Origin of the sequence: Mannheimia varigena (assembly GCF_013377235.1) — a bacterium.
In the GTDB taxonomy this organism is placed as follows: Bacteria; Pseudomonadota; Gammaproteobacteria; order Enterobacterales; family Pasteurellaceae; genus Mannheimia; species Mannheimia varigena.
In genome coordinates this window covers 1,752,487-1,769,898 of record NZ_CP016226.1, presented here as the reverse complement: position 1 = coordinate 1,769,898, position 17,412 = coordinate 1,752,487, and the positions used below count along the sequence as shown (strand labels likewise).

The 17,412-nt window shown below is 42.8% G+C and carries 16 protein-coding genes; 3 read left to right on the top strand and 13 right to left on the bottom strand.

Annotated elements, in window-relative coordinates; translation table 11 throughout:
• Position 1 precedes the first annotated feature (1 nt).
• From rbsB to rbsD, 4 genes are read right to left on the bottom strand one after another with little or no spacing between them, the layout of a single operon-like run.
• Positions 2–880 (bottom strand): ribose ABC transporter substrate-binding protein RbsB, encoded by an 879-nt coding sequence (gene rbsB / locus A6B40_RS08285; RefSeq protein WP_025216641.1) that lies wholly within the window; start codon positions 878–880, stop codon positions 2–4.
• A 23-nt stretch (positions 881–903) separates the two neighbouring features.
• Entirely contained in the window at positions 904–1,872 is a 969-nt protein-coding gene (gene rbsC, locus A6B40_RS08280) for a ribose ABC transporter permease (RefSeq protein WP_176672110.1), read from the bottom strand.
• A gap of 14 nt (positions 1,873–1,886) precedes the next feature.
• Positions 1,887–3,377, bottom strand: a complete 1,491-nt coding sequence (gene rbsA / locus A6B40_RS08275) for a ribose ABC transporter ATP-binding protein RbsA (RefSeq protein WP_176672338.1) — start codon at positions 3,375–3,377, stop codon at positions 1,887–1,889.
• A 9-nt stretch (positions 3,378–3,386) separates the two neighbouring features.
• A complete protein-coding gene (rbsD, locus tag A6B40_RS08270; RefSeq protein WP_112110522.1) occupies positions 3,387–3,806 on the bottom strand; it encodes a D-ribose pyranase in 420 nt (139 codons plus the stop codon).
• A gap of 307 nt (positions 3,807–4,113) precedes the next feature.
• On the opposite strand from rbsD, the gene A6B40_RS08265 reads away from it, so the two are divergent.
• A complete protein-coding gene (locus tag A6B40_RS08265) occupies positions 4,114–4,374 on the top strand; it encodes a YfhL family 4Fe-4S dicluster ferredoxin (RefSeq protein WP_081732142.1) in 261 nt (86 codons plus the stop codon).
• Between the two features lie 33 nt (positions 4,375–4,407).
• Here A6B40_RS08265 and ygfZ read toward each other — a convergent pair whose 3' ends face one another.
• Complete coding sequence (gene ygfZ / locus A6B40_RS08260) at positions 4,408–5,295, bottom strand: CAF17-like 4Fe-4S cluster assembly/insertion protein YgfZ (protein WP_176672109.1); 888 nt, start codon at positions 5,293–5,295, stop codon at positions 4,408–4,410.
• A gap of 8 nt (positions 5,296–5,303) precedes the next feature.
• Positions 5,304–6,167 carry a YicC/YloC family endoribonuclease gene (locus A6B40_RS08255; protein WP_025343006.1) on the bottom strand — a complete coding sequence of 288 codons (864 nt, stop codon included), beginning with the start codon at positions 6,165–6,167 and terminating at the stop codon, positions 5,304–5,306.
• 308 nt (positions 6,168–6,475) lie between these two features.
• Between A6B40_RS08255 and rph the strand changes: the two genes are divergently transcribed.
• Both rph and A6B40_RS08245 read left to right on the top strand, forming a co-directional pair.
• Positions 6,476–7,192: a ribonuclease PH gene (gene rph, locus A6B40_RS08250; RefSeq protein WP_138317845.1), complete on the top strand. Its 717-nt coding sequence runs from the start codon at positions 6,476–6,478 to the stop codon at positions 7,190–7,192.
• Between the two features lie 190 nt (positions 7,193–7,382).
• Complete coding sequence (locus A6B40_RS08245) at positions 7,383–9,686, top strand: TonB-dependent receptor (RefSeq protein WP_176672108.1); 2,304 nt, start codon at positions 7,383–7,385, stop codon at positions 9,684–9,686.
• 75 nt (positions 9,687–9,761) lie between these two features.
• Here the strand turns inward: A6B40_RS08245 and A6B40_RS08240 are convergent, their stop codons facing one another.
• The 7 genes from A6B40_RS08240 to A6B40_RS08210 form a co-directional block, all read right to left on the bottom strand.
• Positions 9,762–10,463, bottom strand: a complete 702-nt coding sequence (locus A6B40_RS08240; RefSeq protein ID WP_025247236.1) for a LutC/YkgG family protein — start codon at positions 10,461–10,463, stop codon at positions 9,762–9,764.
• A 13-nt stretch (positions 10,464–10,476) separates the two neighbouring features.
• Complete coding sequence (locus A6B40_RS08235; RefSeq protein ID WP_176672107.1) at positions 10,477–11,886, bottom strand: LutB/LldF family L-lactate oxidation iron-sulfur protein; 1,410 nt, start codon at positions 11,884–11,886, stop codon at positions 10,477–10,479.
• Position 11,887: 1 nt separating this feature from the next.
• Positions 11,888–12,619 (bottom strand): (Fe-S)-binding protein, encoded by a 732-nt coding sequence (locus A6B40_RS08230; RefSeq protein ID WP_176672106.1) that lies wholly within the window; start codon positions 12,617–12,619, stop codon positions 11,888–11,890.
• A gap of 137 nt (positions 12,620–12,756) precedes the next feature.
• Complete coding sequence (locus tag A6B40_RS08225; RefSeq protein ID WP_025216629.1) at positions 12,757–14,361, bottom strand: L-lactate permease; 1,605 nt, start codon at positions 14,359–14,361, stop codon at positions 12,757–12,759.
• Positions 14,362–14,608: 247 nt separating this feature from the next.
• Positions 14,609–15,700: a redox-regulated ATPase YchF gene (gene ychF, locus A6B40_RS08220; protein WP_176672105.1), complete on the bottom strand. Its 1,092-nt coding sequence runs from the start codon at positions 15,698–15,700 to the stop codon at positions 14,609–14,611.
• 111 nt (positions 15,701–15,811) lie between these two features.
• The gene (gene pth / locus A6B40_RS08215) at positions 15,812–16,396 is read right to left on the bottom strand and encodes an aminoacyl-tRNA hydrolase (protein ID WP_176672104.1); all 585 of its coding nucleotides are present in this window, start codon (positions 16,394–16,396) and stop codon (positions 15,812–15,814) included.
• Positions 16,397–16,468: 72 nt separating this feature from the next.
• Positions 16,469–17,338, bottom strand: a complete 870-nt coding sequence (locus A6B40_RS08210; RefSeq protein WP_236966863.1) for a D-alanyl-D-alanine carboxypeptidase family protein — start codon at positions 17,336–17,338, stop codon at positions 16,469–16,471.
• Positions 17,339–17,412 lie beyond the last annotated feature (74 nt).

Sequence of the window (17,412 nt, the reverse complement as noted above, 5' to 3'; positions counted from 1 at the left end):
ATTATTTTGCGATAACTTTTAAATCCACTGGGATTTTCGCTTCGACTTTTTCGCCTTTTAACACTTTGTCAGCGGTTTCCACGCCAAGTGAGCCGATTAAGTCCGGTTGTTGAGCAATCGTTGCCGCTAATTTGCCGCCTTTAACCGCTTTCACGCCGTCATCTGTACCGTCAAAGCCAACGATTAATACATCTTTCTTCGCAGCACCCACGGCACGCAATGCACCTAATGCCATTTCATCGTTTTGAGCAAAAATCGCTTGTACATCGCCTTTGCTGGCTAATAAGTTTTCCGTTACGTTTAAGCCTTTGGTGCGGTCAAAGTCTGCCGGCTGGCTGGCAAGTACGTTGAATTTGTGAGCGTCAATCGCTTGTTTGAAACCTTCGCCACGTTCACGAGCCGCTGATGTACCGGCAATCCCTTCTAATTGGATCACTTTTGCCCCTGCACCTAATTTTTGTGCGATGAAATCACCAGCCATTTTACCGCCGGCTACGTTGTCTGAAGCGATATGGCTTACCACATCACCTTTCGCTGCACCACGGTCAAGGGTGATTACCGGAATTTTGTTGCGATTTGCAATTGCCACTGCATTTCCGACCGCTTCCGAATCCGTTGGGTTAATTAAAAGCACTTTCGCCCCACGCACGGTCAAGTCTTCCACGTTAGAAAGCTCTTTTGCCGGGTCATTTTGTGAATCAAGCACCACTAATTTGTAGCCTAATTCATCCGCTTTCTTTTGAGCACCATCTTTAAGGCTCACGAAGAATGGGTTGTCTAAAGTAGATACTGCTAAGGCAATGGTCTCTTTCGCTGAAGCAGTTGCCGCTACAGAGAAACTTAACATAATTGCTGAAGCTAAAGTCGTTAGTTTTTTCATAGAAAATCTCCTTTGAAGATTGATTACACTTTTTTCGTGCCTAAGTAATTATCAGCCAATACCGCTGCGAGAATAACCAATGCTTTGGCGATCATCTGATAATATGAAGAAATGTCTAATAAGTTTAGTGCATTGTTTAAGAAGCCGATAATTAATGCCCCAACTAATGTGCCCATTACACGTCCTTTACCACCCATTAAGCTGGTTCCGCCAACTACTACCGCTGCAATCGCATCCAGTTCGTATGAAATCCCAGCCGTTGGTTGTGCAGATGAGAGACGAGAGGTCACAATTAAGCCTGCCAGTGCTGATAAGAAACCGCTCACGGCAAATACGAAGATCTTAATTTTAGTAACGTTAATGCCTGAAAGTTGGGTCGCCGATTCGTTGCCGCCTAAGGCGTAAATGTAGCGTCCAATTGGAGTGTGTTTGAGGATATACCAAGCAAGAGCGAACACCACCGCCATAATCCAAATTGGGAACGGAATCCCGAATAAATAGCCTGTTCCGATGAATGAGAAAGCGTCTGCTTGGTCAGAAAAACCAGTGCTGATTGGTCGCCCGTCCGTGTAAACCATGGTTAAACCACGCAATAATGTCATTGTAACTAAGGTGGCGATAAAGGCTTGCACTTTTCCTTTGGCAACAATGGCTCCGCTAATGCCACCAAATGCTGTACCTAGCAATAACACAAGAGGGATCACTAAGAAAATCGGCAGTTCTGAGCCGACTAGGGTTGCCGCCACCGCTCCGGTTAAAGCTAAAACCGAGCCGACAGAAAGGTCGATCCCTGCAATTAAGATCACGAAGGTCATTCCCACCGCAATAATCGCATTAACGGATGTTTGACGTAAAATATTGAGAATGTTATCCACACTGAAGAAATCAGGGTTGATCATCGACACAATCACGATCAAAATGAATAACGCCACAAATGAACGCTGTTCAATTAAAAATCTGCCTAATTGAAATTTATTTGCTTGAGTTGTCATAAAAACACCTTAATTTAATGTTCTGTTTTGCCAATTGCCGCTGCGAGCAATTTTTCTTGGGTTGCTTCTTCACGAGAATATTCGGCTTTGATTTTGCCCTCGTGCATCACCAAAATGCGGTCGCTCATTCCAAGCACTTCCGGCATATCGGACGACACCATCAAAATGCTGAGTCCATCTTTCTTAAATTCGTTGATTAATTGATAGATCTCTTTCTTCGCTCCCACGTCCACGCCTCGGGTCGGCTCATCTAAAATCAGCACATTCGGACGAGTCATCAAGCCTTTTGCAATCGCAACTTTTTGCTGATTACCGCCAGAAAGCAAACCGATTTGCTGTTCACGGCTTGGCGTTTTGATGTTGAACATTTCGATAAAATCATCCACTGCCATTCTTTCTGCTTCGTGGCGAATGGAGCCACCTTTGGAGAAATGATCGAGCGAAGTCAAAGACATATTCTCTTTCACCGACATTCCTAAAATCAGCCCATCACCTTTGCGATCTTCAGAAATATACACAATGCCGTTGTTCAAGCCATCTTGCGGACAGCTGTTTGAAATAGCCTTGCCTTTCAGCTCAATCGTACCACCTGTTTTTGGCAACGCACCGTAAAGCACTTTCATTAACTCGGTACGCCCTGCTCCCATTAAACCTGAGATGCCGACAATTTCCCCTTTGTGCAGTTGGAACGACACATCATTCACACCGCTACCGGTTAGATTTTTCACATTCAGTAACAGCTCGCCACGAGGTTGCTCCAAGTGAGGATATTGCTCTTCCAAACGGCGACCCACCATCATTTCGATCAACTTGTCTTCATCAAGATCCGCGACTCTCGCCTCGCCGATAAATTGACCGTCACGCAGTACCGTCACGTCATCGCAAATCTCGAAAATCTCTTTCAAGCGGTGAGAAATATAGACAATGCCACGATTTTCCGCTTTCAACTCACGAATCACCTTAAATAACGCCTCGGTTTCAGTGTCGGTTAAAGCATCGGTCGGCTCGTCCATAATGATCACTCGAGATTCAAAACTCAAGGCTTTGGCAATTTCGACCATTTGCTGCTCACCGATGGATAACTCCGAACAGAGCTGATGACTGCTATGTTTCACGCCAAGTCGAGCGAGTAATTTGTCTGCCTCTGCGTACATTTTTTTCCACTCAATCGCCCCCCAAGCGGTTCTAAATTCACGCCCGAGGAAAATATTTTCCGCAATGGTTAAATTGCCGACTAAGTTAAGCTCTTGGTGAATAATACTAATACCGGCTTCCTGTGAATTTTTCGGCCCTTTGAAGGCGACTTCATTGCCTAAATAGTGAAGCGTGCCGGCATCTTTGCTGTAAATGCCCGTTAACACTTTCATTAACGTGGATTTACCCGCTCCGTTTTCGCCCATCAACGCCATCACTCTGCCGGCATACACCGACAAACACGCATTGCTTAACGCTTTTACGCCCGGGAACGATTTGTCGATCCCACTCATTTTTAACAAGGTTTCCATCATTCCACCTTAAAACGGCACACCCGAATATAGAATAATATTCGCATAAGGCGAGCATTCGCCCGTCCGCACAATCGCTTTACTGCTATGGGTTTGCTCTTTAAATATCTCGTGATTCACATAATCAATTTGAATTTGATTGTTTTGAGCTTGCTCCAATTGGTTTAAACGAGCTAATAATGCGTCTAAAATTTGTGGATTTTTTTGTTTAATTTCTTCCGCAATCAGCACTCTCTCAACAAAAAGTTCACTCACTACCACATCAAAAGTTTGTAAAAAACTCGGCACGCCAGCGGTTAATGCTAAATCGATTCGCTCAACAAAATCGGGAATCGGCAAGCCTGCATCGCAAATAGTCAGGCTGTCGGTATGCCCAAGGGTCGCAATACTATGCGAAAGCGGAGCATTCAAATTTGTCGTTTTTTTCATTCTTTTCTCCTTTCATTTCTTTTCTCAGTTTCGCTTAATTTCCTGGTGGGAAACCCCATCGAAACGTTTCGATGGAGTAAGAATAAAAAATTTTCCGAAAACAATAAACAAGCAAATTGCAAAAATGTGAAGTAGTTCAAATTTTTTTGCTTTATAATAGGTAACCTCGAATGACAAGCGGTCGACTTTGCAAAATTTTTTACACAAACGCTTGCGTTTGAACATCGGCTTTTGCCTATGGCACGAAGTGCGAGCGAAGCGAGTAAATCTAACCGCTTGTTTGATTTTTATTTTCTGAAAACAAACTATGGCTTTACTGATTACCCACAAATGTACCAACTGCGATATGTGCTTGCCCGAATGCCCGAATGATGCAATTTCGGTGGGCAGTGATATCTATGTGATCGACCCCGTACTCTGCACGGAGTGTGTCGGGCATTACGACAAGCCAACCTGCCAGAAAGTCTGCCCAATTACGAATTGTATTGTGAAAGATCCCGATAATCAGGAAACCGAAGAACAGCTTTGGGAAAGGTTTGTGATGATTCATCACTCAGATAAGATATAGAAAAAACGGTCATAACAATATGACCGTTTTTCTTTAATTTTCTTCCAAACTATACGGTAGTTCGTACAGTTGTAACGCCACGCCATTGACTCGGAACTGGGTGTCAGGCTCAACGTCTTTATTCATCACCACCTGCACCCAAAGGGTGTTTTCGTAGGCGATTGAAGTCAGCACTGTGCCGGTCGCTCGCCAGTTTTCGCCGAGTTGCATTTCGATTGCAGAGGCGGTTTCAGGAAGCGTGATTTCTCCCTCAAATCGCCCCACCAAGGTGAACAATGCCCGTTTATTTGCCCCACGATATTTCGCACGAGCCACGGTTTCTTGCCCAATGTAGCAGCCTTTAGTAAACGAAATCGCATTTTCCAACAGCTGTAAATTAGCCGCTTGTGGAATAATTTCAAACTGATTTTCTTTCAGCAGCACCGGCACGCCATCTTGAATGTCCATTAACGTCCAGAGGCGTTCATCGCCGTTTGGCTCGAAGTTTCCGCCCCAAACGAAGGCTCGTTTTTGCCCTTGGCTAAGGGTTAAAGCGGTCACATTTTCAGGTAATTTTGCAAATGCTTCTTCGCCGGCAATGCCGTAAACCGGGGTGTCTAGCTCAGTGAAGGTCACTTTGGAGAACACCGCATATTTTTTTAATTGAGTGAGGGCTTCGGGCAGTAGGCTTGTGTGAATAATCGCCACAAATTTGTCGCTTTCGGCACGGTATAATCGCAACAACGCACTCATTTTACCTTTTGGGTCACAATGGCTAGTTAAAGTGTGGCTGCCCACTTCGATTTTTGCCACATCACAGGTTAATTGCCCTTGGAGATATTTCTCCGCATCTGCCCCTGCAATGTCAATTAAGCGATATTGGGAAAGTTGCACGCAGAGATTTGGGTAAGCGTGGCTGACTTGGTTACAACTCAATTTCATCGATTTTCCTACTCTAAATTCTGAATTTGCTCACGCATTTGTTCGATTAAAACTTTCAGTTCCACCGCCGAATTGGTGACGTCCGCATTGATAGATTTTGAAGCAAGGGTGTTCGATTCACGGTTAAGCTCTTGCATCATAAAATCTAACTTACGACCCACCGCTCCGCCTTTTTTCAGCACATTCGTGGTCTCTTTAACGTGGAGTTGCAAGCGGTCTAATTCTTCCGCCACATCAACACGCTGGGCAAGCAGCACCATTTCTTGCTCTAAACGTTGTGGTTCAAGCTGTAAATTCAGCTCATCAAAACGTTGCTGCAAACGCTCTTTTTGCCATTGCAAAATTTCTGGCATTAAGGCTTGCACTTTTGCCGCTTCCACCGAAATCGCATCTAAACGCTGTTGGATCAAGGCTTTCACGTTCTCGCCCTCTCTCGCACGCATAGCGATAAAGTCTGCCAAAATTTGCTCGAAACCAGCTAATAAATCTTGCGAAATTTGGTCGAGATCTTGGCTTTCGTTATCCACCACACCTGGGAAACGCAATACATCAACAAGGTTGATGTCGCCCTCATTCGCTGTTTCTTTTAGCCATTTTAGCGAAGCCAACACCTGCTTGGCGTAATCTTGGTTGAGAGCAATTTCGCTGTTTTGGGTTTTGCTTAAATCAATGCGTAAACTACATTCCACCTTGCCTCGGGTTAGCGTTGCTCGCAGGCGTTCACGCAAGGTCATTTCAAGATTGCGGAACTGCTCCGGCAGGCGAAAATAGGTTTCTAAAAAACGTTGGTTTACCGAGCGAAGCTCCCACACCGCACTGCCCCACTCTTTTTTGATTTCTAAATGGGCGAAGGCTGTCATACTGTAGATCATTGTTATTCCTTAATTTCATTACTGTTATTTACACTAACCCCCCTCTTTAGAAAAGAGGGGCAGGGGGAGATTTGATTAAGATGTTAAAATTTCTTATGAGCGTAAATCAATTCTGCCACAAACGCTTGCGTTTGAACGTTGCTTTAGCAACGGCACGAAGTGTGAGCGAAGCGAATAAATCTCCCCTTAACCCCACGTAGCTCAAAGAGGGGGAACAAATTCTTTAATACACGTCTTCATAAAGAAAACTCACATTCTACTGTTTTCTTTGTTAAAATGGTAAAAATTTTAGAGAAAAGGAAAAGAAAATGCGTCCAAATAATCGACAAGCTCATCAAGTGCGTGACATCAAAATCACCCGCAATTACACCCGCTATGCTGAGGGTTCAGTCCTCATCGAATTTGGTGAAACCAAAGTGTTGTGTAACGCTACGGTGGAAGAAAGCGTGCCACGTTTTTTAAAAGGTCAGCAGCAAGGCTGGGTTACGGCGGAATACGGAATGTTGCCACGAGCGACCCACTCTCGCACCCAACGTGAAGCGGCAAAAGGCAAACAAGGCGGTCGTACAATGGAAATTCAACGCTTGATCGCTCGTTCTCTACGTGCGGTAGTGGATTTAAAAGCCTTAGGCGAACGCACCGTAACAGTGGATTGCGATGTTATCCAAGCAGATGGCGGTACTCGTACGGCTTCTATTACTGGGGCTTGTGTTGCACTCTATGATGCAATGAATAAATTGGTCGCCGATGGTGTGCTAAAAACCAATCCGATGAAAGGTTTAGTTGCTGCAATTTCTGTTGGTATTGTAGCAGGCGAAGCAGTGTGCGATTTAGAATATGTGGAAGATTCCAACGCTGAAACCGATATGAATGTCGTGATGGTAGAAGACGGCAGATTAGTGGAAGTACAAGGCACAGCCGAAGGCGAGCCATTCTCTCACGAAGAATTACTCACTTTACTTGATTTAGCGAAGCAAGGTATTAACCAATTAGTTGATGCTCAACGCAAGGCATTAACAGCATAATAGCTTATATCCTCTCTAACAAAAATCTCCCTCTGAATTTGAGTATTCCGAGGGAGCTTTTTTATCAATCTTTCTCTCCTTAACTCCTACAAAATCATATTTATCTTTTATGGATATATTGCGATTTTATAGAAATCATTGTAAATTTCATTTCCATGATTTATTTATGGTTTTTATTTTTGAGGTTTGAATGTTTAAGAAAAATAATCTTGCAGTTGCGGTATTTATTGCAATTAGCGGAATCAGCTATGCAAATGAAGCTGTACTGGAGACAATCAATGTTGATGGTAGTATTCCTTCAACAAAAGGAAAGTTGCTAGGTGATGAGTTAAATAGCAATGAAGCTGTTATTGATGAAAAAAAACTAAAACAAGGCGGTATCACCTTAGGAAATGCTCTTTCTGGTGAACTGGGGATCCACTCTAGTCAATTTGGTGGTGGGGCAAGTACGCCGATTATTCGTGGACAAGAAAGCAAACGTGCCAAAATCTTACAAAATAACGGCGAAAATTTAGATATGTCGGGAATGTCGCCCGATCACGCTGTTACAGTTGATGCGTTACTGGCTAAACGGATTGAAATTTTACGAGGTCCTACTACCCTGCTATATAGTGCAGGTAATACTGCCGGTGTGATTAATGTCATAGATGAAAAAATTCCAACCGCTATTCCAGAAAAAGGCTATAAGGGGCAATTTGGTGTACGTTTTGGCTCAGCGGGTAAAGAACGCTTAACCTATGGAGGCTCAACCTTTGCACTTGGTAATAATTTTGCATTACGTGTACAGGGTATGTATAACAAAGCCTCCGAGTACTATGCTCCGAATTTTACGATTGAAGGGAAACCTTATCACCGAGTTCCAGATAGCGATGTACAATCACAAACAGGTACAATCGGGCTTTCTTGGATTGGCGAACGTGGTCATCTTGGTGTGGCTTACACTGATCGCCGTGATAAATACGGCTTAGTCGGACATACCCATAAATATGATCACTACACGATCAGCATTATTCGCCAATCAGTGATGTTTGCAAAAGGTTATTTACGTTTCTATCCACACCTTGCTGAAGAAAATGATATTGATTACAACAACCCAGGTTTACGTTTACTACATACTCATATTCCGGGAGGCTCACAGCACGGTGCTGTAGAAGAACACCCGCACGGTAAACCTTGGATCAATATGCACAGCAAGCGATATGATTTAGACGGAGAATTGAAAAATCCATTACCTGGGTTTGAATCCTTTAAGGTATCTGCCAACTATGTGGACTATTACCACGATGAAAAAGATGGCCAACGAGTTGAAAACTACTTTAAAAACAAAGGGAAAAATCTCCGATTTGAATTAGTACATAACGAATGGAAAGGATTAAAAGGGGCGATTGGGATTCAATATACTAGTCAAGAAACCGGTGCATTATCTTTAGAAGCCTCTCGTGCGGTTAATAAACAACAGTTGTTGAATAACCCTAAAACTAAGCAGTTAAGTCTCTTTGCGATTGAGCGTTGGAATCTGGGCGATTTTTCTTTTGAGCTAAGCGGACGTGCAGAACGCCAGAAAATCACAATGGATTACGATGTAAAATTGATTGATGACTGGCTGGGCTTTAATGAGCCAATGCCAAAACTCGATCCATATAAAGGTAAAGGCTACTCTTATAGCTTCGCAACCCATTGGTATTTTGCGCCAAACCATAAATTGACCGTTAATGCCGCTCATCAAGAACGTTTGCCGAATGCACAAGAGCTTTATGCTCACGGTAAACATATTGCGTTGAATGCGTTTGAGGCAGGTAATAAAAATCTGACAAAAGAGCGTTCAAACCATATTGAGCTCTCTTTAGCTTATGTCGGCGATAAATGGGACTACAAATTCAATGTATTCCATACCAAATATGGTAACTACATTTATCCTTTGACCTTGAACGATAACCGTGGGCCTAAATCCTTTACTGATGAATATAACTTGAAAGTGAATCGCTATTATCAAGGCAAAGCAAGATTCAGTGGGGTAGAAGGCGAAATTGGTTACTTATTTACACCGAACTACCGCTTATCAGTTTTTGGCGATTATGTTCGCGGCAAGTTAGTCGATTTGCCTGATGTGCCGATGGGTTTCCATATTTTCGGACCACTGCGTGGGCAAGTTACCCATTGGGAAAAACAACCCGATTTTTCCGCACCTCGTGTTCCGCCACTACGTTTAGGGGCAAGATTTAATGCCGACTTCAACCAAAATTGGTCGGGAATGTTGGAATATTATCGTGTCTTTGATCAAAATAAAGTCTCAAAATACGAACAGCCAACAAAAGGTCATCACCAAGTTAATCTCGGTGTAACTTATAGTAATCAGTTTAATCAAACGGATTATCAGATTTTCCTTAAAGTGGATAATATTCTTAATCAAAAAATGTACCAACACACCTCATACCTACCACATATTCCACAAATGGGTAGAAATGCAATGCTTGGTTTAAATATGAACTTCTAATTGAAAATTAGGAGCAAAACTAAACCGCTTGTAATTAAACCTTACAAGCGGTTATTTTTCTGTGTTTTTTACCAATTACAGATCATCGATTACTAGGTAAATTTTATTCACCGGGCCGTGTACGCCAACAACTTTGATTAACTCAATGTCGGCAGTTGCTGATGGACCTGAAATAATATTCACACAAGATGGCATTCTTTCCCCACGTTGAGCTTTGTCGTGTAGGATTTTCGCCAGTTGTGCCACACGAGGTAACACGGTGCTTTTGCGTAATACCACCACCGATTTTTCAGGTAACAAGCTCACTGAACGTCCGAACTCTTTATCTGAGAAAAGCACGATACCGCCCGACTCCGCCAAGCCATACTCAGCGTACACCACACCGATATTCGCATTTTTCGCTTTCTCAAAGTTGGTTTCCGGTTGGTTGAAATCCCAAATATAGCTCTCTTCGTATTTCGCTTGAATCGCTGCGGTAATGCCAAGATCTTTTAAGCGTTGATCGTTATTGACGATCACGCTTGCTCCGCCATATTTTTCGCAAATGTCGATAATCGCTTGTGGTAAATCCGCTTCTTTCGCTTCCACCACATCCGCCATCATTACACGAGCAAAGTCAATAAACTCTTGGCAAAGCTGTGGTTGAGCACGATCAGTTAAACGGGTGATCGCGTGGTTGTTTTCCAACACAGGCATTGGCTCAGGCACATTTTGGCGTGGTCTGCCCATACGCTGTGCCAATTTATTTAAGAAATTTTCACGATTTTGTAAATCCATCTTAATTTTCCTCTTAACCTCTGTTGTTGAACCAATCACGGAAGCTCTCACCTTCTGGTTGAGGTAAATCACGAGCTTTTGTCCATTCACCTAACGCACCAAAATTCACAGGGGCTTTACCGTTTTTAATGAATTTGCTTGCTACTTTTGCCCCTACATTCATACCCACTTTCCAAAGTGTTGGGTGTGAATTAGCAAAATTGAAGCCGAAAATCGATAAACGCTCTGTCATTGGTGTTAAGCCGGCGTCCGCAATTTTCTCACGGTGTTTTAAAATCAGTTGTGCTAGTGGAATTTTCACCGGACACACGCTGTTACACGCCGTACAGAGTGAACAAGCGTACGGTAACTCTTTAAATTCTTCATAGCCTCCGAGTAATGGCGAAATCACCGAACCAATCGGGCCCGGATAGATTGAGCCGTAGCCGTGACCACCAATTTGGCGATACGCTGGGCAGGTGTTCAAACACGCACCGCAACGGATACAACGTAAAACTTCTTGGAATTCGCTTTCTAAAATTTTAGAACGGCCGTTATCCACAATCACCAAGTGGAAATCTTCTGGGCCGTCTGTTTCACCTTCAAGACGAGGGCCTGTTAGCCAAGTATTGTAAGCGGTTAATTTTGCCCCTACCGCACTGCGAGCAAGCATTGTGATTAAGACATCCACTTCTTGGAAAGTTGGGGCGATACGCTCCATACCCATTACCGCAATATGCGTTTTTGGCACAGTGGTTGCCATACGCAAGTTACCTTCGTTAGTTACCAAGCAAACAGAGCCGGTTTCCGGTACGGCGAAGTTACAACCTGATACACCAATATCTGCCCCTAAGAAATCTTCACGGATTTTTTGACGCACGAAAGCGGTCATTTCTTCAGGTGTTTCTGAACCTTCGTAACCTAATACGTCGTGTAATTCTTGGCGGATTTTAAAACGGTCTTTGTGAATTGCCGGCACTACGATGTGTGATGGTTTATCGCCCACGATTTGTAGCAAATATTCACCCAAGTCGGTTTCCACCACTGTCATACCTTCCGCTTCTAAAACGTGGTTCATCCCGATCTCTTCGGTTACCATTGATTTCGATTTTACAATCTTTTTCGCATTTTTCGCTTTCGCTACTTTCTTGATGTAATCTGTTGCTTCTTCCGCCGTTTCAGCGAAGAAAACGTGTCCGCCATTTTGAGTGACTTTTTCACTTAATTGGTAAAGGTAAGCATCAAGGTTGGCTAAAACGTGGTTACGAATTGCTTTCGCATCATCACGCCACTCTTCCCAGTTACCAAGCTCGTCCACCATACGCTGACGGTTCGCCCCGATGGTTTCTTGAGCTTTCACCAAAGCTTTACGCACCATTTCGTTATTAACTTGTTGTTCAACACGCTGTTTAAACGGTAGGGTATTTGTTTGTAAATAAGACATTTTATTTTTCCCCCTGCATTAACACTTCAGCAATGTGCATCACTTTGATTGGCTTGCCTTCACGGCTTAAACGACCACCAATGTTCATCAAGCAGCTTACGTCCGCACCGATTAAGTAATCTGGCTCATCAGTATCAATATTCGATACTTTCTCTTTTACCATTTCGCCGGAAATTTCCGCCATTTTCACCGAGAACGTACCGCCGAATCCGCAGCAGGTTTCTTGGTTTTTGATTGGTAATAGCTCTAAGCCTTTTACATTTTGTAATAAGGTGATTGGCTCATCTTTAATGCCTAATTTACGGAATAGTGAACAAGATGGGTGGTAAACCGCTTTACCCGGTAAGTAAGCCCCAACATCTTTAACGCCTAATTTGTTCACAATAAAATCGGTTAAGTCAAAGAAACGATCTGCCACTTTCTTCGCACGCTCTGCCCATGCTTTCTCGCCAAAACGCTCAAAATGCTCAGGGTAGGTTTTAATCGCATACACACAAGAACCAGCAGGAGCAACGATTGGGTAATCGTTCTCTTCAAAGGTTTCAACTAAGGTTTTCATTCCAGCTAATGCTTGTTTGGTATAGCCACTGTTGATTGCCGGCTGTCCACAGCAGCCTTGCTTCTCTAGGAAGATAACGTTACAGCCCAATTTTTCTAACAAAAGCACCGTGTTTTTCGCCACGCCTGCTTTCATCACATCAGCGATACAAGTCACATAAAAATTCACGTTCATAGGGAACCCCCACAATAAAAATAAGAATTAAACTCAGACTGCCCTATTTAAGACAGAGAAAGGAAGGGGATTTGCAAAATTTTAGCAAAATCTGACCGCTTCCTTTTTATATTCATTAAATACTAATTATCTAGTTGTTAAACATTATAGAAGATTGGCACAATCAATAGCGCAGCAACTGCAGCAATCACCCCGTATACAATCATTGGAACAACCGTTTTCTTAATAATCGTACCTTCTTGTTTTTCAATACCTGTTACTGAACATACCGCAACAATGTTATTGATACATACCATATTACCCATTGCACCACCTACAGATTGTAATGCTAAGATTAGGGTTACTGATAAACCAACTTGTTGAGCAGTTGCATATTGCACTGTACCAAAGGTTAAGTTAGATACCGTGTTAGAACCTGAGAAGAATGCACCGATTGCTCCTAAGAATGACGCAAATAATGTCCAAGATTGACCGGTGAACTCTGCAAAACTTCTACCAATAACTTGTACCATTGACTCAGAACCGCCAATCAACATTAATTTTACCATAATAATTGCACCTAAAAGGGCTAAAAATGGTTTTTTAACTTGGCTTAACGATGTACCGAAAATATCTTTGGTATTTCTAGCGGATACCGAGAAAATCGGTAAGCAGATTAATACCGTAATCACAAAAGGAATCAATGCCGGTACATAAAGTAACTTATAGCTGGTTGCAACATTCGTGCCTAAAATATTTTTCAGTGCGAAAATCAAACCTTGGCTGATTTCAAAGTTAGCAAAACCTAGTGAACTTGCAATCCAAGTCGTCGCATCATTCAACCACGCTTTAAGTGGAAGTTGTTGAATACGGGTAATCACTAAGATGAAGATTAACAAACCTGTTGGTAATAATGCTTTCGCTACTTCACCAAAAGTTGCTTTTTCGCCTGCAAGATTATTCTCAGTTTTCGCTAAACCAATACCTGCATTTGCTACAAATACAGAAACCAATAAACCAATTGCACCTGCCACTAATGAAGGGAATTCATAGTTAAATTGAGCAATAATAAAGTAAGGCACAACACAAGCTAGAATACTAATGTAGATAAACACAATATTCTGACGAATTTCTTTCCAGCTTACAATTAAACGCAATGCCATAATTGGAATAATGAATGCCGCAACGGAGTGAATTAGAGCTGTCATAGAGCCGATTTCAAGCACTTGTGCATCACTTAATAAACCATCTTTTAAAAGTGGTCCCATACCGAACCACGTTGGCGTACCTACTGCACCAAATGAAACCGGTACAGAGTTCATCACGAGTGCTAACATAGCTACTTGTAATGGTTTAAATCCCAAACCAACTAAGATTGGGGCCGCAATAGCAGCAGGCGTACCAAAACCAGATGCGCCTTCAATCATAAATGCAAATGCCCAACCGATAATCATCAACTGAGCAACAGGGTTCGGGTTAATTGCTCCCAACCATTTACGCATCGTATTAGTTGCACCGGATACTTCTGAGAAACGATTAAATAAAATTGCTCCGAATACCACAGTAATCGGCGTTAACACATCACCTAAACCTGCAATAATATTTGCAAAGATTAATGTAACATCATTACCAAAATAGGTAAGTTGAAGGATAAAAATAAGTAACGCTGTCAGTGGAAGAGCTACATAAGATGGCAATGCATTACGTTTTACCATTAAATAAATTAGTAAAACAATTGGAAAGACGCTCAGAAATAGAGCCATAGAACACCTCTTTTATGATGGGAAAACAACCTTTATGGTCAAGATAGGTGCGAATTGTACTCCTAAAGTAAAGCAATGTAACTGGTGTGTTACAAATTTGTGATCTAATTCAAATTTTTTATGTTTATATGATTAAAAAAAACACATTATTTTCTATATCAATACTCATAATAGGCTTATTTTGGGATTCTATACCGATTTAGCTAAGAAAAAGACCGCTTACAAGCGGTCTTTTTTTAGGAAAATGTTACACATTGAAGCGGAAGTGCATTACATCGCCATCTTGAACGATGTACTCTTTTCCTTCCAAACGCCATTTTCCGGCGTCTTTCGCACCGGCTTCACCTTTGTACTCGATGTAATCTTGGTAAGCGATCACTTCAGCACGAATAAAGCCTTTCTCAAAATCGGTGTGGATAACTGCTGCTGCTTTTGGTGCGGTTGCACCAACGGAAACTGTCCATGCACGCACTTCTTTTACGCCTGCGGTAAAGTAAGTTTGCAGGTTAAGTAAGCGATAGCCCGCACGAATTACACGGTTTAAACCCGGCTCTTCAATTCCTAAATCTTGTAAGAACTCGACTTTTTCTTCGTCATCAAGCTCTGCAATTTCAGACTCAATCGCCGCACACACTGGCACAACCACAGCCCCTTCTTTTTCCGCAATTTCACGCACACGATCAAGATACGGGTTATTTTCAAAACCGTCTTCGTTTACGTTGGCGATATACATTGTCGGTTTTAAGGTTAAGAAGTTGTATCCTTTGATGGCGTGAAGTTCGTCTTTGTCTAACTCCACTGAGCGGATCATTCCTGCATTTTCAAGTACCGGCAGGATTTTTTCCATAATCGATAGCTCGAATTTAGCGTCTTTATCGCCGCCTTTCGCACGTTTTTGTAAACGTTGGATGGCACGCTCGCAGCTGTCTAAATCAGCCAATGCTAACTCGGTATTGATGATTTCAATATCGTCCGCCGGGTCGATTTTGCCGGCAACGTGCACGATATCATCATTTTCAAAGCAGCGTACAACGTGCCCGATAGCATCGGTTTCACGAATGTTAGCTAAGAATTTGTTACCCAAACCTTCGCCTTTGCTTGCACCGGCAACTAAGCCTGCGATGTCAACAAATTCCATTGTGGTTGGCAACACACGTTCAGGTTTCACGATTTCCGCTAATGCGTCTAAACGAGGATCCGGCATTGGCACCACACCGGTGTTTGGTTCAATAGTACAGAACGGATAGTTCGCCGCTTCAATACCTGCTTTTGTTAATGCGTTGAAAAGGGTTGATTTACCCACGTTTGGTAAACCGACGATACCACATTTAAATCCCATTTTTTGTTCCTTTAAATTACAAAATTTTGTGAAAATTTGACCGCTTGTAGGGCAAATGGCAATTTGCCCTATCAATCGTAAGAATGGGGCGTATGCAATACGCCCCTACATTTATGCTTTAAAACTGTTTAAACGGTTAGTTGCTCTAACGATACCGTCTTTTAATAAAATCTCGATACAACGACTACTTTCATCCACCGCAGCATTAATCAGCTCTTTTTCCTGCGGAGCTGGTTTGCCGAGTACATAGCCTGCCACCAAATCTTTATGCCCCGGGTGTCCGATGCCGATTCGCACACGGTAGAACTCTTTGTTATTGCCGAGGGCGGCGATGATGTCTTTCAAGCCGTTATGTCCGCCGTGTCCACCGCCTTTTTTCAGTTTTACGGAGCCGGGTGGTAAATCCAGCTCATCGTGAGCCACCAAAATTTCTTCTGGTTTGATGCGGTAGAAATTGGCTAACGCCCCCACCGCTTTGCCGCTTAAGTTCATAAAAGTAGTGGGCACTAATAAACGCACTTCGCCTTGAGCGGTGTTGATTTTGGCGACTTTGCCGAAATATTTCGCTTCTTCTTTCAAGCTTACGTTATACATTCGAGCCAGTTTGTTAATCAGCCACTCGCCTGCGTTGTGGCGAGTTTCCTCATATTTGGCTCCGGGGTTGGCAAGCCCGACAATTAATTTAATTTCTGACACAATTTCATCTCAATTCATTGAATTACAAGGCGATATTGTAGAGAAAAAATGCCTTTTGCTCAACCTTGTCCATTAGCCATATTGGCGATACGGGTTCGCAACACATTGATATTTTGCCAACATTGATTCGGTGAAATCAGTGCGTGAAGCGGCGTTATCATTGTTTAAACTCACCACGCCAATTCGCTTGCCTCGGCAATCCCCTTTGGCAATAAAGGCTAAATTGTAGCCAGCCTCACGGGTGTAGCCAGTTTTGCTCACTAACGCTTGGTAAGATTGAGAACGCACCATACTGTTGGTATTTTTCATTGAAAAATGTTGCCCGCCGGCATACACGCTCACCATCGGGGAGTTAGAAAGCTGCTGAATTTCAGGCTTACTTGCGGCATAACCTGCCAATTTTGCTAAATCTACCACGGTTGAAACATTATCCGCAGACAAGCCGGAACTGTCGCCAAAGTAGGTTTGAGTCATTCCGATTTCACGGGCTTTGCTGTTCATTCGAGCCAAAAATTGGGCTTTATTTAAGTGAGTCGCGTGAGCCAGTGCGTGTGCCGCATAATTATCTGAACGCACTAACATTGCTTTTAATAATTCGCCACAGGCAATGTTAGTATTCTTTGGTAACGGGCTGGTTGTGCCTTTAATGAAATCCGCATCTGAAGGCAAAATTTGCGTTTGGCAGCTTGAGCCGTAGCGGTTTTCTTCCAAGAAAACGACCGCTGTCATCAATTTAGTTACAGATGCAATCGGACGAACTAAGTTAAAGTTCTTCCCTTCTAAAAATTTTTTCTGTTTTAAATCAAACACCACATAAGCTGAATTTTCAGTTGGAATATAAGCCGCTTTCGCTTTAATACGAGGGCTTGGTTTCTTTGCAGGTTGGGAAGAACAAGCACTTAGCACCATCGCCGCAATCAATACAGGAAGTAATTTTTTCATTATCAATATAATCCGAGAGTAAAAGTTCGCTATTCTACCCTGTATTGTGCCAAAGTTCAAAAAGCAAGCGGTCG